At 68.7% G+C, this 18,880-nt stretch carries 20 protein-coding genes, 1 tRNA gene and 2 pseudogenes; 18 read left to right on the forward strand and 5 right to left on the reverse strand.

All coding sequences use genetic code 11. The features are described from left to right. Nucleotides 1-737 precede the first annotated feature (737 nt). Both C8D81_RS03415 and C8D81_RS21905 read right to left on the reverse strand, forming a co-directional pair. Nucleotides 738-1,088, reverse strand: coding sequence for a hypothetical protein (locus C8D81_RS03415; protein WP_133625552.1), 351 nt, complete (start codon nucleotides 1,086-1,088; stop codon nucleotides 738-740). Continuing rightward, a pseudogene (locus C8D81_RS21905) lies at nucleotides 971-1,444 on the reverse strand (LGFP repeat-containing protein); the annotation flags it as partial. The pseudogene C8D81_RS21905 and the gene C8D81_RS03415, both read right to left, overlap by 118 nt. Before the next feature lie 156 nt (nucleotides 1,445-1,600). On the opposite strand from C8D81_RS21905, the gene C8D81_RS03425 reads away from it, so the two are divergent. Beyond that, nucleotides 1,601-2,437, forward strand: coding sequence for an LLM class flavin-dependent oxidoreductase (locus C8D81_RS03425; protein ID WP_094429530.1), 837 nt, complete (start codon nucleotides 1,601-1,603; stop codon nucleotides 2,435-2,437). Nucleotides 2,438-2,511: 74 nt separating this feature from the next. Here C8D81_RS03425 and C8D81_RS03430 read toward each other — a convergent pair whose 3' ends face one another. Continuing rightward, nucleotides 2,512-3,069 (reverse strand): hypothetical protein, encoded by a 558-nt coding sequence (locus C8D81_RS03430; protein WP_094429531.1) that lies wholly within the window; start codon nucleotides 3,067-3,069, stop codon nucleotides 2,512-2,514. Nucleotides 3,070-3,289: 220 nt separating this feature from the next. On the opposite strand from C8D81_RS03430, the gene C8D81_RS03435 reads away from it, so the two are divergent. The 6 genes from C8D81_RS03435 (at nucleotide 3,290) to C8D81_RS21465 (ending at nucleotide 8,386) form a co-directional block, all read left to right on the forward strand. Then, entirely contained in the window at nucleotides 3,290-4,186 is an 897-nt protein-coding gene (locus tag C8D81_RS03435; RefSeq protein WP_094429532.1) for an oxygenase MpaB family protein, read from the forward strand. A 4-nt stretch (nucleotides 4,187-4,190) separates the two neighbouring features. After that, nucleotides 4,191-5,051, forward strand: a complete 861-nt coding sequence (locus tag C8D81_RS03440) for an aminotransferase class IV (RefSeq protein ID WP_094406238.1) — start codon at nucleotides 4,191-4,193, stop codon at nucleotides 5,049-5,051. Between the two features lie 76 nt (nucleotides 5,052-5,127). Then, nucleotides 5,128-5,203, forward strand: a tRNA-Val gene (locus C8D81_RS03445). A 136-nt stretch (nucleotides 5,204-5,339) separates the two neighbouring features. Further along, nucleotides 5,340-6,392 carry a LacI family DNA-binding transcriptional regulator gene (locus C8D81_RS03450; RefSeq protein ID WP_166646656.1) on the forward strand — a complete coding sequence of 351 codons (1,053 nt, stop codon included), beginning with the start codon at nucleotides 5,340-5,342 and terminating at the stop codon, nucleotides 6,390-6,392. 31 nt (nucleotides 6,393-6,423) lie between these two features. Further along, nucleotides 6,424-6,831, forward strand: a complete 408-nt coding sequence (locus tag C8D81_RS03455) for an RpiB/LacA/LacB family sugar-phosphate isomerase (protein ID WP_229119395.1) — start codon at nucleotides 6,424-6,426, stop codon at nucleotides 6,829-6,831. A 31-nt stretch (nucleotides 6,832-6,862) separates the two neighbouring features. Further along, the gene (locus tag C8D81_RS21465; protein WP_229119396.1) at nucleotides 6,863-8,386 is read left to right on the forward strand and encodes an MFS transporter; all 1,524 of its coding nucleotides are present in this window, start codon (nucleotides 6,863-6,865) and stop codon (nucleotides 8,384-8,386) included. Here C8D81_RS21465 and C8D81_RS21835 read toward each other — a convergent pair. Continuing rightward, a pseudogene (locus C8D81_RS21835) lies at nucleotides 8,334-8,792 on the reverse strand (helix-turn-helix domain-containing protein); the annotation flags it as partial. The gene C8D81_RS21465 and the pseudogene C8D81_RS21835 overlap by 53 nt on opposite strands. A 49-nt stretch (nucleotides 8,793-8,841) precedes the next feature. On the opposite strand from C8D81_RS21835, the gene C8D81_RS03470 reads away from it, so the two are divergent. Then, entirely contained in the window at nucleotides 8,842-10,002 is a 1,161-nt protein-coding gene (locus C8D81_RS03470; RefSeq protein ID WP_094429536.1) for a pyridoxal phosphate-dependent aminotransferase, read from the forward strand. On the opposite strand, the gene C8D81_RS03475 is transcribed toward C8D81_RS03470, so the two are convergent. Next, nucleotides 10,003-10,620 (reverse strand): hypothetical protein, encoded by a 618-nt coding sequence (locus C8D81_RS03475; protein ID WP_133625553.1) that lies wholly within the window; start codon nucleotides 10,618-10,620, stop codon nucleotides 10,003-10,005. A 255-nt stretch (nucleotides 10,621-10,875) separates the two neighbouring features. Here C8D81_RS03475 and C8D81_RS03480 point away from each other — a divergent pair, with 255 nt between their 5' ends. From C8D81_RS03480 to gcvH, 10 genes are all read left to right on the forward strand, one after another. Then, a complete protein-coding gene (locus C8D81_RS03480; RefSeq protein WP_133625554.1) occupies nucleotides 10,876-11,307 on the forward strand; it encodes a GtrA family protein in 432 nt (143 codons plus the stop codon). A gap of 62 nt (nucleotides 11,308-11,369) precedes the next feature. Next, a complete protein-coding gene (thrS, locus tag C8D81_RS03485) occupies nucleotides 11,370-13,346 on the forward strand; it encodes a threonine--tRNA ligase (protein WP_133625555.1) in 1,977 nt (658 codons plus the stop codon). A gap of 13 nt (nucleotides 13,347-13,359) precedes the next feature. Beyond that, a complete protein-coding gene (locus C8D81_RS03490) occupies nucleotides 13,360-13,932 on the forward strand; it encodes an HIT family protein (RefSeq protein ID WP_133625556.1) in 573 nt (190 codons plus the stop codon). Nucleotides 13,933-13,942: 10 nt separating this feature from the next. Further along, nucleotides 13,943-14,593, forward strand: a complete 651-nt coding sequence (pgsA, locus tag C8D81_RS03495) for a phosphatidylinositol phosphate synthase (protein WP_133625557.1) — start codon at nucleotides 13,943-13,945, stop codon at nucleotides 14,591-14,593. After that, nucleotides 14,590-15,474, forward strand: coding sequence for a phosphatidylinositol mannoside acyltransferase (locus C8D81_RS20805; RefSeq protein ID WP_166646657.1), 885 nt, complete (start codon nucleotides 14,590-14,592; stop codon nucleotides 15,472-15,474). The genes pgsA and C8D81_RS20805 overlap by 4 nt, the downstream gene beginning before the upstream one ends. After that, nucleotides 15,474-16,547, forward strand: a complete 1,074-nt coding sequence (locus C8D81_RS03500; protein WP_133625558.1) for a glycosyltransferase family 4 protein — start codon at nucleotides 15,474-15,476, stop codon at nucleotides 16,545-16,547. Before C8D81_RS20805 ends, C8D81_RS03500 begins: the two co-directional genes overlap by 1 nt. Before the next feature lie 9 nt (nucleotides 16,548-16,556). Then, entirely contained in the window at nucleotides 16,557-17,381 is an 825-nt protein-coding gene (locus C8D81_RS03505; RefSeq protein WP_133625559.1) for a DUF881 domain-containing protein, read from the forward strand. Next, nucleotides 17,378-17,710 carry a small basic family protein gene (locus tag C8D81_RS03510; protein WP_133625560.1) on the forward strand — a complete coding sequence of 111 codons (333 nt, stop codon included), beginning with the start codon at nucleotides 17,378-17,380 and terminating at the stop codon, nucleotides 17,708-17,710. The genes C8D81_RS03505 and C8D81_RS03510 overlap by 4 nt, the downstream gene beginning before the upstream one ends. After that, entirely contained in the window at nucleotides 17,703-18,464 is a 762-nt protein-coding gene (locus tag C8D81_RS03515; protein ID WP_229237909.1) for a DUF881 domain-containing protein, read from the forward strand. Before C8D81_RS03510 ends, C8D81_RS03515 begins: the two co-directional genes overlap by 8 nt. A 27-nt stretch (nucleotides 18,465-18,491) precedes the next feature. Continuing rightward, entirely contained in the window at nucleotides 18,492-18,878 is a 387-nt protein-coding gene (gcvH, locus tag C8D81_RS03520; protein ID WP_133625562.1) for a glycine cleavage system protein GcvH, read from the forward strand. The last annotated feature ends 2 nt before the right edge of the window (nucleotides 18,879-18,880 follow it).

Here is an 18,880-nt window from a genome sequence, read left to right on the forward strand (position 1 = left end):
CTTCGGTGTCCACCCAGAACCGGTCATGCCGTCGACCTGATCAACCACCGACCGGAAGGATCGGCGGACATTGGCGGAGCCTGACCCGATAACCCGGATCAGGCTCCTCGCACGGTTCGGCGACCATTGCGATAAACCAGCCCCCGCGCCATCGCCGTCGCAAATGTGGCGCAGCAACGACAAGATCCGTTGCATGCTGGACCCAGCCGAGCTCGCCGAGCGCTTCTGCAATCACCGTTGTCCACCGTGCTTGGAGCCCGACCCGGTAGCCCCGAATCCAGCGACGCCATCGCCGCATCACCCGCTGTTGCCAAACGGCCGGCCACGTGCCCAGATTCGACCTGACGGAGGACCTTGCGGACCTTCGCCTGCGCGTGTGCCCTAATCGGCATCGGCCAACCCGCTCGCGCGAGTGCCACCCACTTGCGCTCTGATTAAGGCTAAACCCCAAGTTGCGGCCAGGGTTAGATCAGATTCAACAATTCTATGGGCTCCCGAATTAGTCCCATGATTTCGGCGGATGCTGGTATATACGAAGGAATGGGTCTGGTGTCTGGTGAAGCTGCCATTGCGCAGCTGGACGATTGAATGCCCAACGTAGGACCTCGTCCTTATCTCCGCTAAGAGAGTCCCAGAAGGGGCCGTTTTGCCATGAGGCATGCCACAGTTCGTCACCATCATGCTTCGCAACGTGGACTGTCCCAGTCCCTGCAGCTGGGGCCCCTGGGCCACCGGTTCTATCCATACGGCGTCCACCCATGCTCGCTCGCACCCCATGGTAGTTCATCCTCGTTTCCAAACCACCAGTTGTCTCCTTGGGGACGTGTCTTTATGGACTTAACAGTCCACCACCAGAAGCCCTGAATGTTCGGGTCGGGATCCTCGTCCATCCGGAAGCGCACGACGTGTTCACCGGGCTTCTCTGGCACGTACACCTGCTGCCATCCCGTCCCGTCGAGGGCCGAGGCGCCTAGCGGATCGAACAGTTCGAGCACACCCGCATCCCGTTCGGCAGCCGCCCAATACGAGTCAGAGTCGAAATCCTCGACGAGGATGGTGACCTCGCCGGAGTCTTCGGGCAGCTGCACGCGGGCCCAGGCCACCGAGTCGTCACCGGGTTCGTTGCTGGCAAGCGCTGCCTACTCGACGAACCACGGCTTTCTCGGCAACTCGGCGAGGTTCGCGGCTCCTGTGGGATGCTCACGACGAAACAGGAGTTGGTGGTAGTCGTAGGAGACCTGAACGGGCATGTCATCCTCTCGTTCCGGTGACCGAGTCCCAAATGATCGGACCCCACGGGAAGTTCTGTGCACGACTCGTTGGATGTCGGGTAGCCGAATCGTCCCGTTTTCCGGTGATTGTGGAGTGTAGTAGTCCAAGATGCGGCCCGCACCGGCCAGCTACCCACACCCGGCGACCAATAGATCATTCCACCCCGGAAGCGCTGGGCGCAGAGACATGTCGCGCCACAGCCGCTTGTCCACGGCCACGCCGTGGGAGACGCTGATCAGCATGTCGAGTGCTGCCCGATCCCTCGTCCTTGTCGATCCACCGGGGAAATCCGCCTTGATGGACCGGCGCGCGCTTGAGAGGGTGAGTCATGCGCACCCCTGACCTGCCCAGTCTCGCCCTCGTCGCCCCACCGGATCTCCCGCCCGAGCAGATCATCCGCGTCGCGCAGACCGCCGAGTCCGGCGGCATCGACGAACTGTGGTTCTGGGAGGACTGCTTCGCCAGCAGCGGCCTCGGACCGGCAGCGGCCGCCCTGGCCGTGACCGACAGGATCAAGGTCGGCATCGGGCTGCTGCCGGTACCGCTGCGCGCACCGACCCTCACCGCGATGGAGATCGCCACCCTGGCGCGGATGTTCCCCGGCCGGTTCCGCCCGGGTCTCGGGCACGGCGTACGCGACTGGATGAAGCAGGCGGGGGTCGCGGTCGGGTCACCGCTGACCCTGCTCCGGGAACACACGGCCACCATCAGCGCGCTGCTCGCCGGGGAGACGGTGACGTACGCCGGGCGCTACGTCGCGCTGGACGAGGTGAGGTTGCGCTGGCCACCGGAGGCATTCCCCGACCTGCTGATCGGCGGCCGTGGTCCCAAGACCCTCGCGCTGGCTGGGGAGCTCAGCGCGGGCGCGATCCTCGACGATGTCGCGCCCGCCGGCGTACCGGATCTGGATCGGATGCGGGACGCGGTCGAAACCGTTCGGGCCGCCCGGGCCGAGGCCGGCCGCCAAGGAGACCCCGAGATCGTCGCCATCCTGCCCGTTCCCGGCGGGACCAGCACCGACGAGCTGCGGGATCGCCTTGCTGCATTGGGAGCTGCGGGCGCCACCACGGTGACCGCGGTCGCGGAGTTCGTCGACGGTCCGCCGGCCGGTGACGATCGGGTGTTCGCGCTCGCCGAGCAGCTCGCGGCGATCTCCAGGACCTGACGCCCTTACAGAAAAGTGCCGGGTCGCCCCGAAGGGCGACCCGGCACCGGACCCAGAGTGTCAGGAGTGCTCGATCAGAGACCGAGGCCCAACGCCGAGAGCAGACGGTTCAGCAGAGCGCTGATCCCGTTGAGCGGGCCGCCGCCGTCGAGCAGACCGGCGATGGCGCAGACCAGGTTGCCGAGCAGATTGCCGGCACCCGGTACGGCGGTGATGTCGAGGCTCACCGGAGCCAGATCGACCACCAGGCCGAGCAGGTTCAGGTTCAGCGGACCGAGATCCAGGTTCAGCACCTGGCACCCCTGCGTGGCGGCCATGCTGGTCACCGGAGCGCTGAAGTTCTGAGTGACCTGCTGGGTGCTGCCGTCGGGGTTGGTCACCGTACCGGTGAGCGAACCGGTCAACTGGACGACACCGTTGACGACCTGCGAGGTGAGGCCGGACAGCGAGCCGGCGAAGCTGCCACCGTTGTTGGTGGTACCGCTCACCGGCAGCGTGGTGGTGGCGGCGGAGTTGCCCTTGCCGGGCGGCGGGGCGGCCTCGGCGGCGGTGATGGTTGCCGGGAAGATACCCACGACACCAATGACTGCGCCGGCGGCGATCAGGGACGTGAGCTTGAGGGGCTTCTTCATCTCATTCTCCTTCAGGCGTGGCCCGCTCCGGCTGTTCCGAGGCAGGCAGAAATCGACTTCCTACCCAAGTGTCAGGGACCTTCTCGGGCAGTTGGAAGACCCAATAAAACAGGGCCGGAAATGGCAGATTTCTAAGCCAGGACGAAATTGCGGGCGATAGACCCCTCAAATTTCAGGGCAGACGAGTTCCGCGTATCGAGTCCGCGCGTAGCATCGAGAGATGACCAATCCGCTGCAGCGAGGACTGGGGCAGTTGCTGCGTTCGAAGGTCGCCGGGACCGACGCCACCACCCGGGCCGCCGAGATCTGGGGTACGCCGGGGGAGCGCTGGTTCGCGCCGACGGACCCGATCTGGCGGGTGCACGATGACGCCTCGATGTATTGCGGTGGGATCGCGGCGCTGCTGCTGCAGTCCCTGCATCCACTGGCGATGGCGGGTGTCGCGGGGCACAGCGGCTATCGCTCGGATCCGTGGGGTCGACTGCAACGCACCAGCGACTACATCGCGGCCACCACCTTCGGCACGGTCGAGACGGCCGAACGGTCCATCGAGACGGTACGCCGGGTGCATCAGCGGGTGCGTGGTCGCGACGAGCGCGGCCGCGCGTACCGGGCCGACGACCCCGATCTGTTGCGCTGGGTCGCGATCGCCGAGGCGTACGCCTTCCTGCGCAGCCATGATCGCTATGGCCGCCAGCCGCTGGGCCCGGCCGAGCGGGACCGATATGTCGCGCAGGCCGGCACCCTGGCGGATCGTCTCGGCGCGGACCCGATGCCGACCGACTGGGCCGGACTGCTGGACGCGCTGCACGACTACCGGCCCGAGCTCGAGGTCACCGACGCGGCCCGGGACGCGGCCGAGTTCCTGCTCACCGAACCGCCGCTGCCCGGGATCGCCCGCCCCGGATATGCGCTGATCGCCGCCGGCGGGGCGGCGGTGCTGCCGGTCTGGGCCCGCCGGCAGCTCCGGCTCAGCGCAACGACCGGCTGGGGGCGCGCCGCGGGGCGGGTGGCGACCGGGACGGTCCGCTGGGGGCTCGCGGGCCTCCGCGACGAGCCGGACCGCGACCGCTTGCGCCGGGACCGTCCCGAGGAGGGCGCTGCGGTGGCAGACTGAAGCCATGGCTGAGCAGACTGATGATCTCCGCGTCTGGGTCGACGGCGAGCTGTACGCCGAAGCGGATGCCGCGACGGTGTCCGCGACCGATCACGGGCTCGTGGTGGGTGACGGTGTCTTCGAGGCGTTCAAGGCGATCGACGGCAAGGCGTTCACCCCGAGTCGGCACCTGGCGCGGTTGCAGCGCTCCGCCAAGGCGATGGGACTCCCGGCACCCGACCTGGCGTACGTGACCGAAGGCATGGACGCGGTCCTGGAGGGCTTCGACCACCCGCTCGGGCTGTTCCGGATCACCTACACCGGCGGTCGCGGCCCGCTCGGCTCCGGGGCGGCGTACGGTCCGCCGACCCTGGTGGTCGCGGTCCGCCCGGCTCCCGAACTGCCGCCCACGACGAGCATCGTCACCACCCCCTGGACGCGGAACGTCGAGGGCGCGCTGGCTGGGGTGAAGTCGACCTCCTACGGCGAGAACGTCCTCGGCCTGGCGTACGCCGCAGAGCACGAGGCGACCGAGGGCATCTTCGTCAACAGCGACGGAAATCTGTGTGAGGGCACGGGAAGCAACATCTTCTGCGTGTTCGAAGACGAGGTCATCACCCCGCCGCTGAGCGCCGCACCGCTGGCCGGCATCACCCGCGCACTGACCATCGAATGGGGCCTGGAGGCCGGGCTCGCGATGGTGGAACGGGACCTCGATCTGACCACCGCCAAGAGTGCCGACGAGGTCTTCCTCACCTCCTCCTCCCGCGACGTGCAGGGCGTCTCGCGGTGGGATCAGACCGAGTGGGAGGCGCCGGGCCGATACACCCGGCAGCTGCAGGAGCTGTTCCGGACCAGGATGGCGCAGAACCTCGACCCGCAGTAGCCGGTCGCCCTGAGGCGGCACCCGCGGTTCGGATGCGACAAAGCCGCGGGGTCTCGGCTATAGTCGTTCCTCGCACGGGCGGTTGGCGCAGTTGGTAGCGCGTTTCGTTCACACCGAAGAGGTCGCTGGTTCGAGTCCAGTACCGCCCACCAGTTCAGACCGGCTGCTGATCGAGAATCCCGATCAGCAGCCGGTCTTGTTGTTTGTTCGTGAATGTCCGCCATGTCGCCTCTTGCCAGGCCGGGTGAGATAGGTCACACTATTGGAAACGTTTCCAATGGAGGTGACGTGGCGACCATCAAGGAAGTGGCAGCCCGCGCGGGTGTCGGTCTGGGGACCGCATCCCGCGTGCTGAACGACCGTGGTGGCACCTCCAGTCAGGCTCGTCGCCGCGTGCTGGACGCCGCCGAAGAGCTTGGCTACGTCGCTCACGGTCCGGCCCGAGCATTGCGTTCGACCCGGACGCGAGTGCTGGGACTTGTGGTTTCGGATGTCAGCAACCCCTTCTTCGCCGAACTCGCACACGCCGCGGCAACCGCTGCCCAGGAGCACGGCTATGCGCTCCTGCTCGCCAACTCTGATGAAGACCCCGCCAATGAACGGGCGCACCTCAAAACCTTCGCGACGCAGCGAATCGACGGGCTGATGATCACCCCGACCGGGCGCGATGCCGGGCCATTCGCTTCGCTGGTGGCCGAGAGATTTCCGCTGGTCTTCCTGGACAGAGAGATTCCTGGGCTGGACGTGCCGTCCATCACGGTGGACAACGCAACTGGCATACAGCAGGCCGTGAACTGGCTGGCCCAGCGCGGACGACGATCGATTGCCTACGTCGGCGGTCCGGTGAGTGTGACCACCGGCACCGAACGACTGGCCGCCTTCCGGCAGAGCATGACCGCAGCGGGCCTCGAGGTCGACGAGACGCTGCTGGCGGAGGGCGACTTCCGAGTCCATAGTGGCGTCGCGGCAGCACACCGGATCCTCACCCAGGGTGCCCCCGACGCCTTCTTGTCGGCCGACGGCCTGATGACCCTCGGCATCCTGCAGGCCCTGCAGCAATCCCAGCCACGGGCCGGTGGATTGGATCTCGTCTCCTTCGACGACTCACCGTGGTTCGAGTTCACGACCCCGCCGATCTCGGCAATCGTCAACGACGCCACGGCGATCGGCCGATCGGGGGTGACGGCTCTGATCGCGCTGCTGGGCGGCGGGACGGCGGACTCGATCCGCGTACCCGCCCGCTTTCGCGCACGAGTGGGACCCGAAGCTTCCCAACCCGCGGAGGGATTTGAACCGGTGCACGAGAAAGGGGCGAACGATGCGAGTGGCGATCGGAGCTGATCACGCAGGTTTTCCGGCCAAGGCGGCGGTGATGCGGGCCGTCTCCGAACTGGGACACGAGGTGCTGGACTGTGGCACCTCCGACACGACCCCCGTCGACTTCCCCGACATCACCATGGCCACCTGCCAGCCGGTCCTCGATGGGCAGGCCGATCGGGCGATCCTGGTCTGCGGTACGGGGGCGGGCGCCATCATGGCCGCGAACAAGATCCCCGGAATCCGTTGTGGGCTGGCGAATGAGCCGTACTCCGCCCATCAGGCGGTCGAACACGACGACGCGAACGCGATCGCGCTCGGAGCGTGGCTCGCACCCCGGGCGTTCATCCCGGAGATCGTCGCCAACTTCCTCAACGCCACCTTCGACGACGACGAGGACACCCGCCGCCGAGTGACGAAACTCAACGCATTCGACGATCTGCTTCCCAACCGGGGGGATTGACCCGAAAACCGGACCGATCAAAGGAGATCCGATGTCCACCGCACCTGAACATCACGCACGATCTGCACCGCTGGGATCCAAGGACCGCGTCAAGACAGCGGTCGCCGCCGCGTTCGGCACCAGTATCGAGAACTACGACTTCATCTCCTACGGAACGGCGGCCGCGCTGTACTTCGGCGCGGTCTTCTTCCCCAAAGGCGATCCGTTCGTCGGCACACTGCTGGCATTCGCCACGCTGGCGGTGGGTTTCGTCATGCGCCCGGTCGGTGGTGCCCTCGGTGGATACCTCGGCGACAGATTCGGACGGAAACCGGTCCTCGTCGGCGCCATGCTGGTCATGGGTTTCGCGACCTTCCTCATCGGATTGTTACCCACGTACGCCACGGCGGGCGTGGTGGCGCCGCTTCTGCTGGTGACCGTTCGGATCATCCAGGGATTGGCGTTCGGTGCCGAATGGGGTGGTGCGGTGACGATGGCGTACGAGCACGCACCGTGGAACCGGCGCGGCATGTTCGCCGCCATTCCGCAGTCGGGGAACCCGGTCGGCATCGCACTGGCCAGCGCGATGTTCCTGGTCTCGTCCAACCTCGAGGGTGACCTGAAGTGGCGAGTGCCGTTCCTGGTGAGCGCGATACTGGTGATCGTGGGCCTGATCGTGCGCAGTCGGCTGTCGGAGTCTCCGGAGTTCACCGAGGCGGTCGCCCAGGGCCGGACCGAACGGAACCCGCTGCTGGCAACCCTCCGTAAGGACTGGCGCAGCATCCTCAAGGTCATCGGGTTGCGGGTGGTGGAATCGTTCGCCTACTACTCGACGGCCACCTACCTGCTCTCGTATGTATCCAAGAACAATCCGGAGGCGCGCCCGCTCGCGCTCGGGGCCATCACCGCCGCCAGCATCCTGGCGATCTTCGTCACGTTCATCGCCGGTACCTTGACCGACCGGGTGGGCCGGCGGCCCCTCTATATCGCCGGGTGCATTGCGGCCGTGCTCTTCGCGTTCCCGATGTATCTGCTGGTCAACACCGGTCTGCCCGTGCTCATCGCCGCGGTGTTCATCATCGGTATCGGCGTCATCCACGCCACCCTGACCGGGGTCCAGGGATCCCTGCTCACCGAACAGTTCAAGACCGCCACGCGGACCTCGGGAGCGTCGCTCGGGTATCAGCTGGCGGCCACCATCGGAGGGTTCGCTCCCTTCCTGGCTGCCGCCCTGGTGGGTGTGATGGGTTGGCCCGGAGCGGCCCTGCTCTACCTGGCGGCCGCGCTCATCGGCCTGACGGCCATCGTGGTCACCAGGGAGACCTACGGTGCGGACGAGCGGCGGCGTGTCCAGGAGGCCGTGACCGCGGCCCGGGGGGGAGGAGTCCCTCGCGCGCTGACGCCCTGGCTGCGCGAGGGCGTGAGTCTCAGGTGGGGTAACGCATCACGAGGACCGTGCTGCTGTGGTCGGCAATCCCCTTGTAGTGGTGGGGTTGATCACCGGCGAAGGTGTGACTCTGTCCGGTCCCGAGGTGGGCCGGGTCGCCGGTCGCGCCCACCCGTACCTCTCCGCTGATCACCGTCACGGTTTCGAGCACGCCCTGAGTGTGCGCTTTGGAATCCCGCCGCCCCGCGCTGATCGTCATCCGATAGACCTCGACCACTTGGCCAGGATCGGTCCACCGCCCAATCAGCTCGGCCTGCACGCTCTGCCCCTGCGCCCGTTGACCGCCAGTTGTCTCGCCGTCGGTCACCAGCAGTTCGCTCAGTGGGACCGACAGGGTGGTCGCGATCGCGAACAGTGTGTCAAGGGTCGGATTGCGCCGCCCGCGCTCCAACTCCGAGAGGGTGCCCTTGCCGAGCCGGGTAGCCGCCGCCAGTGCGGACAGTGAGACCCCGTGTCGGGTCCGCAACTGCTTCACCCGGTTCCCGATGGCCATCGAGAGGCCCGGAAAACCGTCGGGGTCTTGACGTCTAGGCATGGCAACAGCTTATCGTTCTGTAAACAGAACGACTACGGAAGAGGGAGCCATGCCAGTCACGCGTCTGCAGCACATCCCGGGAATCGGCGTCGACGAGATGGGGGACCGTGCGGATCGAGAACGCGACGCTTCCTTGCTCAGGTTGGAGAATCTCGACACCGACCTGCGGCCGCCGGCCGTCGCTCTCGAGCGTACCCGTGTCGCTGTCGACGAGGACTCGGCGAACAGCTACCTCCCCTTCCAGGGATCCGTCGCACTGCGGGAAGCCGCCGCCGCACACGTCAGCAGGTGCGCAGGCCACGAGTACGACCCGTACCGGGAGTCACTCATCACCGCCGGCGGACTCAACGGGATCCTGAACACCCTGCTCGCGGTCGTCGAACCCGGGGACGAGGTGGTGCTCGTCGATCCGATCTATGCCGGCTTGGTCAACCGCATCCGGATCGCCGGCGGCGTACCGCGGTTCGTGCCGCTCGTCGCGGGGTCATCCGGGTGGACGGTCGACCCCGAGGAGCTCGCTGCCGCGATCACCGACCGTACCGCGGCGGTGCTGATGATGTCGCCGGCGATGCCGACCGGATCGGTGCTGGGCCGCGCACACTGGGAGGCCTTGGCCGGTGCACTCGAGGGGCACCGCGCCTGGTTGATCGACGACGCCGCGATGGAACGGATCCGCTTCGATGACGGGGAACGCCTCCATCCTGCTCGGGTGGCCGGACTGACCGAGCGGACCATCACCGTCGGCGCGGCGTCCAAGGAGCTCCGGATGATCGGTTGGCGCGTCGGCTGGGTCGTCGGCCCCGCCGAGATCATCGCGGACATCAATCTGGTCGGCCTCAGCAATGTCGTCTGCCAGGTCGGGCTCGCCCAGGAAGCGGTCGCCGCGGCACTCAGGGCCCCTGACGCCGACGAGGATGTGCGACGTGCGGTCGACACCTGGCGCGCCCGGAGAGACCTGATCGTGCAGCAACTCACTGACTATCCGGTGATTCCGCCGGACGGCGGCTGGTCGGTGCTCATCGACACCGCGCAACTCGGCATGGCGCCGGGAGAGGCGGCGGAGCTGCTGTTCGCTCGCGGGCGGATCGCGGCAACACCTATGGACGGCTGGGGACCGTCGGGGGAGAAGTATCTGCGGCTGGTGTACGCGAACGAGCCGGTCGAGCGACTGCACGATCTGCGCACCCGGTTCGCGGCCGCCTGGGGCTGATCAACTCCAGGTGATCCGATCTCCGAAGTCGGCGGGTGCGTAGGTCAGCCCGTTCCACTGCAGATCCGGATTCTCGTGCTTCACCGGCAACCAGCCCTCCTGGCACTCGCCGAGAGCCAACCGGGTCTCACGGAACTCCGGTACCCAGCCGGCATCGCGGGGGAGACTGCTGATCGGCACCGTCTTCGCCTGACCACCGCCCTCGCCGTCGCGGACGCGTACCGACCACGGATTGTTGCTGACCCGGGTTCGCCCGTCACTGCCGGCCTCCGGGTGTGGGGCGGCGTAGCAGACCCGGACCTTCCAGCCGATCGAGATCTGGTCCTTGCCGAACTCCTGGCGCAGTGCGGTGACATCGAAGTAGCGCAACCGCGCGGTCTGTCCATAGCTGAGACGCAGCGTCTGCGGACCGGCCGGTCGAACTTGCTCGGTGGTGGGTGCCGCGGTGGGTGGGGGAGTCGTGGTTGGCGCACCGGTCGGTGTCGGTGATGACTCGGGCGACCGGCTCGGCGGGGAGGTGCTGATCGGTGTGCCTGCCGGGGCCGGCAGGTTGACGTTCACCGTCGGGGCGCATGCGCAGAGCAGCAACGACCCGATCCCCAATGCAGCCCAGCGCATGGATCGATCATGGCAGGCGGGACCGCTGGGCGAGAAGTCACACGTGGGCTGTCAATCGCGGGGCGCCCCTTGGTTTCGACTCGCTCGTACCTCGCTCGCTCAACCGGCGGGGGGACTCGCTCGTACTTCGCTCGCTCAACCGGCGGGGGGACGCGCTCAACCGGCGGGTTCCCTCGGGGCGTGTGATCCGGGCCTCATAGGGAACGCACAGCGAGCACCCACGAGTTTCACCGACGGTGACGCGAGAGTCCTGTCATGACCACGCGCGCCGCAACCCACGCCCTCCCGCTCAGCCAGGCCGAGCTGGGGGCCGCGCTGCGGTTCGTGGCCGTCGGCACCAGCGGTACCGCACTGCAGGTCGCGCTGTTCGCGCTGGCCCAGCTGGTCCTCTCCACCACGGCCGCCAACCTCTCCGCGTTCGCGGTCTCCACGGTGATCACCAACCTGGTGCACCGCCGCGTCACCTACGGGGTACGCCGGGCCCGCGGCGCCGGCCTGGACTCGGTCGTCGCCTTCGGTACCACCTTGATCGGGTTGGCGCTGAGCACCGTGCTCACCAACTGCGTCGAGGGCTTCGGCACCGCCTGGCAGCTGCCGATGATCGTCGTCGGTACCGCGATCGGCGGCGCACTGCGCTACCTGCTGATGAAGTGGTGGTTGGCCCGGCGGGCGTATATGGCGGCGTGAGCCCGGCGCTGCTGGCAGAATGGACGCCGCGCCCCGCACCCGGTGGGGGCAGGAAGGGAAACGTGTCCATCACCATCGACCTCGTCGGCTCCGAGAACCAGCGACAGGTGGATACGGGCACTACCGGGCTTGACCTGTTCGGCGAGGATCGCAGCATCGTCGCGATGCGGGTCAACGGCACCACCCGCGACCTGGCCCACCCGCTCACCGAGGGCGACGCCGTCGAGCCGGTCACGATCGACTCCGACGAGGGCCTGTCGATCCTGCGCCACTCCGCCGCCCACGTCGCCGCCCAGGCCGTGCAGGACCTGCGCGCCGAGGCCAAGCTGGGCATCGGTCCGCCGATCACCGACGGCTTCTACTACGACTTCCTGCTCGAGGAGCCGATCACCCCCGAGCACCTCAAGGCCGTGCAGAAGAAGATGGTCTCGATCATCGGCGAGAAGCAGCGCTTCGTCCGCCGCGCGGTCAGCGACGAGGAGGCCGTCGCCGAACTCGCCGACGAGCCGTTCAAGCTCGAACTCGTCCAGCTCAAGGGCAACGCGTCGGAGGACGACGGGTCCGCGGTCGAGGTCGGCGCCGGCGAGTTGACGATCTATGACAACGTACGCCGCAACGGCGACCGCGCCTGGGGAGACCTGTGCCGGGGCCCGCACGTCCCGCACACCGGGTACATCAACAAGGCGGCCTTCGCGCTCACCCGCACCTCCGCGGCGTACTGGCGGGGTGACCAGAACAACCCGCAGCTGCAGCGCCTCTACGGCACCGCCTGGGCGACCAAGGAGGACCTGCAGGCCTACCAGCACCGGCTCGAGGAGGCCGCCCGGCGCGACCACCGCAAGCTCGGCGTCGAGCTGGACCTCTACTCCTTCCCCGAGAACATCGGCCCTGGCCTGCCGGTCTTCCACCCCAACGGCGGTGTGATCAAGCGCGAGATGGAGGACTACGTCCGCCGGCGGCACCTGGAGGAGGGCTTCAGCTACGTCGGTACGCCGCACATCGCCAAGGAGGACCTCTTCTACACCTCCGGGCACCTGCCCTACTTCGCCGACGGCATGTTCCCGCCGATCGACGACGACGGTCAGCTCTACCGGCTGAAGGCGATGAACTGCCCGATGCACAACGAGATCTTCCGCTCCCGCGGCCGCTCCTATCGTGAGCTGCCGCTGCGGTTCTTCGAGTTCGGCACCGTCTATCGCAACGAGAAGTCCGGCGTGCTGCAGGGACTGACCCGGGTCCGCTCGATCACCCAGGACGATTCGCACTCCTATGTCACGCCCGAGCAGGCGCCGGCGGAGATCAAGCACCTGTTAAACTTCGTCCTCGGCCTGCTCCGCGACTTCGGCCTGGACGACTTCTATCTGGAGCTGTCCACCCGCGACGATGCCAAGAAGGACAAGTTCATCGGCTCCGACGAGGAGTGGAGCACTGCGACCGAGGTGCTCCAGCTGGCCGCCGAGGAGACCGGCCTGGAGCTGGTCGCCGACCCGGGTGGCGCTGCCTACTACGGGCCCAAGATCTCCGTACAGGCACGGGATGCGATCGGTCGGACCTGGCAGATGTCGACCATCCAGTACGACTTCAACATGGCCAAGCGGTTCGGCCTGGAATACACCGCCGCCGATGGCTCCCGGCAGACCCCGGTGATGATCCACTCGGCGAAGTTCGGCTCGATCGAGCGGTTCATCGGCGTGCTGGTCGAGCACTACGCCGGCGCCTTCCCGGTCTGGCTGTCACCGGTGCAGGTCGTCGCGATCCCGGTCGCCGCCGAGTTCGACGAATATCTGTTCGAGGTCGCCGATCAGCTCCGGCGGGCCGGCGTACGCGTCGAGGTGGACACCTCCGACGACCGCTTCGGCAAGAAGATCCGCACCGCCAGCAAGCAGAAGGTGCCCTATGTGCTGATCGCCGGCGGCGAGGACCGCGACGCCGGGGCGGTGTCCTTCCGCTACCGCGACGGCAGCCAGAAGAACGGCGTACCGATCGCCGACGCGATCACCGAGATCACCACCGCGATCGCCGACCGCGCCCAGGTCTGAGGCCGGAATCCCCATGACGGAAGGGAATGAGCCGGTCCAGATCGAGGGGCCGGAGGGTTTCGCCGGGGTCCCGGACTCGTTCGAGCGGCTCTGGACCCCGCACCGGATGGTCTACATCGGTGGGGAGAACAAGCCACGCGACTCCTCCGAACCGGAGTGCCCCTTCTGCCGCGCGCCCCATCAGGACGACGCCGAGTCCCTGATGGTACGCCGCGGCGGTGCGGCCTATGTGGTGATGAACCTGTATCCCTACTCACCCGGGCATCTGCTGGTATGCCCCTACCGGCACGTCGCCGACTACACCGACCTGACCCCCGAGGAGGCCGTCGAGATCGCGGTGCTGACCCGGCAGGCGATGCGGGTGATCCGCGCGGTCTCGAAACCGGCCGGTTTCAACCTGGGCATCAATCAGGGCCAGGTCGCCGGCGCCGGGATCGCCGCCCACCTGCACCAGCACATCGTGCCCCGCTGGGTCGGGGACATGAACTTCCTGCCGATCATCGGGCACACCAAGGCGGTGCCGCAGCTGCTCGAGGACACCCGGCAGCTGCTGGTCGCGGCCTGGGACGACAACGCGGGCGACTAGGGGAATCACTGTGCTGGAACGGTTTCGCGGTGTGCAGGCGGTGGTGATGAAGCCACTCGCCAGGGCGCTGCTGCGGGCCGGTATCGGACCGAACACGGTGACCTGGTTCGGCACCGTCTCGGTGGCCGTGGTGGCCCTGGTCTGCTTCCCGCTGGGCTGGCTCTGGCAGGGCGCGGTGCTGGTCGCGGTGTTCTCCTGCACCGACATGATCGACGGCCACATGGCCCGCGAGGTCGGCCAGCCGTCGCGCTGGGGCAGCTTCCTGGACTCCACCCTCGACCGGTTCGCCGACGCCGCCCTGTTCGGCGGGATCGCGGTGTATCTGCTGCTCTCGCACGCCTGGTGGGGCTGGCTGGCCGCCGCACTGCTCGGGCTGGTCACCGCGCAGGCGACCTCCTATGTGAAGGCCCGCGCCGAGGCCGTCGACTGCCACGCCGACGCTGGTCCGCTGACCCGCGCGGACCGGGTCGCGCTGCTGGTACTCGGCACCCTGCTCGCCGGCCTGGAGGTGCCGCACGCGCTGGAGGTCATGCTGGTGGTGCTGGCCGCCGGCGGCCTGCTCACCGTGATCCGCCGGATGCGCGAGGTGCACCGGCAACTGGCCGGGCCGAGGCCGTCGGTCCGCCGCGGCTGGCGGCAGCGGTCCCGGGCGCGCCTGTGAGCACCCGCTGGACGCGGTTCCGGGATGCGCTGAACCGGCAGATCTTCCTGCGTGGACAGGCGATCGCGCCGCATCTGTCCGCGCGCGCCATCGACCGCGCCGCCGCCGCTGCGGCGTACCCGGCGGAGCAGCTCGACTGGTCCCACCTGCAGACCTACCGGGAGAACCTGACCCGTACCCTCGGCGCGCCGCCGAGCCGGGCCGTGGTGCGCGCCGGCGTCGCGTCCTGGCTCCGCAACTTCATCGAGGTGCTCGCGCTGCAACGCTGGAGCACCGAGCGGATCGTGGGCAGCGTCACCGTGCTGGGGGAGGAGCGGCTGCGCGAGGCCCATGCCGGACCCGGGGCGGTGGTGGCGCTCGCGCATCTGGCCAACTGGGATCTCGCCGGCGCCTGGGCCTGCTCCACCGGCCTGCCGGTGAGCACCGTCGCGGAGAACCTTGGCGAGCGGGAGTTCGAGGCCTACAAGAAGATCCGGGCCCATCTGGGGATGGAGGTGCTCGCCCACGACGACACCGGCGCCCTGCGCTGGCTGACCCGGGCGGTCGGCGAGGGCCGGGTGGTATGCCTGCTGTCCGAACGCGACTTCACCCGCGGCGGGATCGAGGTCGACTGGGCCGGCAATACCGTGCGGATGCCCGCCGGCCCGGCGCTGATCGCCCGCACCAGCGGCGCCGCACTCTTCGGCGCGGTCACCCACTACGTGCCCGGCGGCATCGTCCTCGAACTCACCGAGGTCGAACACCGGCCCGGCCGCGAGGGCCTGGCCGCGATGACCCAGGACCTCGCCGACCAATTCGTCGCCGGCATCCGCCGATATCCGCAGGACTGGCACATGATGCAGCCGTTCTTCGACCTGCCGGCGACCGGACGTACCCGCTGATGCGGATCGGCCTGGTCTGCCCCTACTCCCTGGACCGGCCGGGCGGGGTCCAACAGCAGGTGCTCGGCCTGGCCGCCTGGCTGCACCGCCGCGGGCACCGGGTCTCGGTGCTCGCCCCCGGCCGGCCGGCACCCGAACCGTGGGTGGAGTCGACCGGCCGCGCCGTGCCGGTGCCGTGGAACGGATCGGTGGCCCGCATCGCCGCCGGACCGCTCACGGCGGCGCGGGTACGCCGCTGGCTCGCCGCCGTGCGTCCCGACGTGCTGCACCTGCACGAACCCTTCACCCCCTCGGCAGCCGGTTGGGCGCTGATGCTCGCCGCCGGTACGCCGGTGGTCGCGACCTGCCACGCCGCGGTCGACCCGACGTCCCGGCAGGCCGCGATCGCGCGTACGGCCGGCGCGCTCACTCCGGGACTGCCCCGCCGGATCGGCATCGCCACCGCCCCCTCGACCACCGCCGCGGCGACGGCCCGCGCCCACTGGGGCCTGGTACCCCGGATCGTGCCGAACGCGATCGACGTCGGCGCGTACGCCGGGGACCGGGAACCGGGGGAGCGGACCCGGCTCACCTTCCTCGGCCGCCTCGACGAGCCGCGCAAGGGCCTGCCGGTCCTGCTGGCCGCCCTGCCGGAGCTGCGCCGCCGGATCGGTGACTTCGAGCTGCAGCTGATCGGCCCCGGTAGCGTGCCCGACGCCCCCGAGGTCCGCCCCTTCGGCCGCGTCGACGAGGCCACCAAGGCCGCGCTGCTGCGGCGTACCGATGTGCTGGTCGCGCCCAACACCGGCGGGGAGAGTTTCGGCATCGTGCTCGCGGAGGCACTCGCCGCCGGCGCCGGGGTGGCCGCCTCCGACCTGCCGGGATTCGGTGAGGTGCTCGGCCCGGTCGGCCGGAGGTTCCCGGCGGGGGACCCCGCGGCCCTGGCCGCCGCGGTCGCCGCCGAACTGGCAGCCCCCGATCCAGCGGGCCGCCGCGCCCGCGCGAGCAGGTTCGACTGGGCCCAGATCGGACCGCAGGTGCTGCAGGCGTACGCCGACGCCGCGATTCGCCCCGAGCCACCCCCCTCCGGTTAGGGTTGCCCGGTGAGTCCACGCCTGCACCTGACGCCGTCCGCGCGCCCGGACGCCAGCATGGACCTGCTGAACGAGATCCTGCGGCAACCGGTCGACCCGGACTACGCGATCGTCGCCGAACGCGAACAACCGACGCGCCGCGGCCTGCACCTCCAACTTGCCGCGATCGCTGTGGTGATCGGCACCCTGTTCAGCCTGGCCGCGGTGCAGACCTTCCGCTCCCGCCCGGCGGCGAGCGCCGAACGCGCCCAACTGATCGACCGGATCAAGGCCGAGGACCAGCGCCAGGAGGAGCTGCGCACCCAACTCTCCACCCTGCGTACCGAGAACGACCAGCTGCGCCGTACCGCGCTGGCCGGCGACGGCCAGGCCCGGCAGCTGCAGACCCAGGTCGACGAGCTGGCCCCGATCACCGGCGATCAGGCCGTCAAGGGCCCCGGCGTCACGGTGATCGTCGACGACGCGCCGGTCACCCGCGAGGACCGGCTGAACCGGGTCCTGGACCGGGACCTGCAGCAGCTCGCCAACGGCCTCTGGTCCGCCGGCGCCGAGGCGGTCGCCATCAACGGCCACCGGCTGACCGCGCGGACCGCGATCCGCTCCGCCGGCGACGCGATCACCGTCGACTACCGCTCACTGACCCGGCCCTACAAGATCGAGGCGATCGGCGACCCCCGGCAGCTGCCGGCCCGCTTCGCCGAGAGCCAGGGCGGGCGGCTGTGGACCGGCCTGCAGCAGAACTACCAGATCCGCTTCGAGGTCGCCCAGACCAAGGAACTGCAACTGGCCGCCGACCCCGGCTTCGGAATCCGCGAGGCAAGGAGGATACCGTGATCCCCATCATCGGACTGGCCGTCGGCATCGGGCTCGGGATCTTCCTGCAGCCCACCCTGCCGCCGGTCCTGCAGCCCTATCTGCCGATCGCCATCGTCGCCGCCATGGACGCCATGTTCGGCGGCCTGCGGGCCTATCTGGAGGGCAACTTCACCGACAAGGTGTTCGCGGTCTCCTTCGTCTCCAATGTGCTGATCGCCGCGCTGATCGTCTTCGTCGGCGACCAGATCGGCGTCGGATCCCAGCTCTCCACCGCGGTGGTGGTGGTGCTCGGCATCCGGATCTTCACCAATGCCGCCGCGATCCGGAGGGCGTTGTTCCGTGCCTGAGCAGCCCGAGGACCAGACCACCGAGACCCCCGAGGTGTCCGGGTGGGCGCGGTTGCGGCGCGGTTTCCTGCACCCGGGCCGCAGCCAGTTCCTGATCGCCGTCGTCTGCTGCGTCGTCGCGATGGCGGTGGTGATGCAGATCCGCGCGCAACGCACCGACGACACCTACGCCACCGCCCGCCGCGCCGACCTGGTGCAGCTGGTCGACGGCCTGAGCCAGGAGTCCCGCCGATTGGAGACCGAGGTCAACGACCTGGAACGCTCCCGCCGCGAACTGACCTCCGGCGCCGACTCCCAGCGGGTCGCCCGTGACGAGGCCCGGCAGCGGCTGGACGCGCTCCAGGTGCTGGCCGGTACCGCCCCGGCCGAGGGCCCCGGCGTACGGATCACGATCAGCGACCCGAAACAGAAGGTGAGCGTCGGCGTACTGCTGAATGCGGTGGAGGAGATGCGCGATGCCGGCGCGGAGGTGATCGAGGTCAACGACAGCATCCGGCTGGTGGGATCGAGCTCGATCACCGGCAATCCGGGGGCCCTGAAGATCGATGGTCAACCGGTCACCATGCCGATGACCATGAAGGTGATCGGAGAGCCCAATGCGCTCGACGAGGCGACCCGGTTCCGGGGTGGGCTGACCTCGGAGATCACCTCCGCCCAGGTCGGCGGGCAGATCACCGTCGAGCGGCAGGATCGGCTGCAGGTGCGCTCCTTGCACGTGCCACAACCGCACCAGTACGCTCAGCCCGCACGCTGAACCCGACCGACCCCCCGAAGGAGAGTCATGGCAGAGTTTCCCGAGGACCTGAAGTACAGCACCGAGCACGAGTGGGTCCGCCCGGGGAACGGCTCGACCGTGCGGGTCGGGGTCTCGGAGTACGCCACCGAGCAGCTCGGCGACATCGTCTACGTCCAGTTGCCCGATGTCGGCCAGGAGGTCTCGGCCGACGATTCGGTCGGCGAACTGGAGTCCACCAAGAGCGTTTCGGACGTGATGTCGCCGGTCAACGGGGTCGTCACCCAGGTGAACGAGGCCGTGGTCGACGCCCCCGAAACCATCAACTCCGATCCCTATGGTGACGGCTGGCTGTTCGAGGTCGAGGTACCCGGCGAGGAGGCGTACGCCGAGCTGATGGACGCGGACGCGTACGCCGAGCACGTGGGGGAGTGATC

This window comes from Enemella evansiae, assembly GCF_004362375.1.
GTDB lineage: Bacteria > Actinomycetota > Actinomycetes > Propionibacteriales > Propionibacteriaceae > Enemella > Enemella evansiae.

What these genes read in the sequence shown, in the direction of transcription:
- C8D81_RS03480 (WP_133625554.1), top strand. Translation starts at nt 10,876, where the DNA reads ATGACCACGCGCGCCGCAACCCACGCCCTCCCGCTCAGCCAGGCCGAG.
- C8D81_RS03490 (WP_133625556.1), top strand. Translation starts at nt 13,360, where the DNA reads ATGACGGAAGGGAATGAGCCGGTCCAGATCGAGGGGCCGGAGGGTTTC.
- C8D81_RS03425 (WP_094429530.1), top strand. Translation starts at nt 1,601, where the DNA reads ATGCGCACCCCTGACCTGCCCAGTCTCGCCCTCGTCGCCCCACCGGAT.
- C8D81_RS21465 (WP_229119396.1), top strand. Translation starts at nt 6,863, where the DNA reads ATGTCCACCGCACCTGAACATCACGCACGATCTGCACCGCTGGGATCC.
- C8D81_RS03440 (WP_094406238.1), top strand. Translation starts at nt 4,191, where the DNA reads ATGGCTGAGCAGACTGATGATCTCCGCGTCTGGGTCGACGGCGAGCTG.
- C8D81_RS03475 (WP_133625553.1), bottom strand. Translation starts at nt 10,620, where the DNA reads ATGCGCTGGGCTGCATTGGGGATCGGGTCGTTGCTGCTCTGCGCATGC.
- C8D81_RS03430 (WP_094429531.1), bottom strand. Translation starts at nt 3,069, where the DNA reads ATGAAGAAGCCCCTCAAGCTCACGTCCCTGATCGCCGCCGGCGCAGTC.
- C8D81_RS03470 (WP_094429536.1), top strand. Translation starts at nt 8,842, where the DNA reads ATGCCAGTCACGCGTCTGCAGCACATCCCGGGAATCGGCGTCGACGAG.
- C8D81_RS03435 (WP_094429532.1), top strand. Translation starts at nt 3,290, where the DNA reads ATGACCAATCCGCTGCAGCGAGGACTGGGGCAGTTGCTGCGTTCGAAG.
- C8D81_RS03455 (WP_229119395.1), top strand. Translation starts at nt 6,424, where the DNA reads ATGCGGGCCGTCTCCGAACTGGGACACGAGGTGCTGGACTGTGGCACC.
- C8D81_RS03500 (WP_133625558.1), top strand. Translation starts at nt 15,474, where the DNA reads ATGCGGATCGGCCTGGTCTGCCCCTACTCCCTGGACCGGCCGGGCGGG.
- gcvH (WP_133625562.1), top strand. Translation starts at nt 18,492, where the DNA reads ATGGCAGAGTTTCCCGAGGACCTGAAGTACAGCACCGAGCACGAGTGG.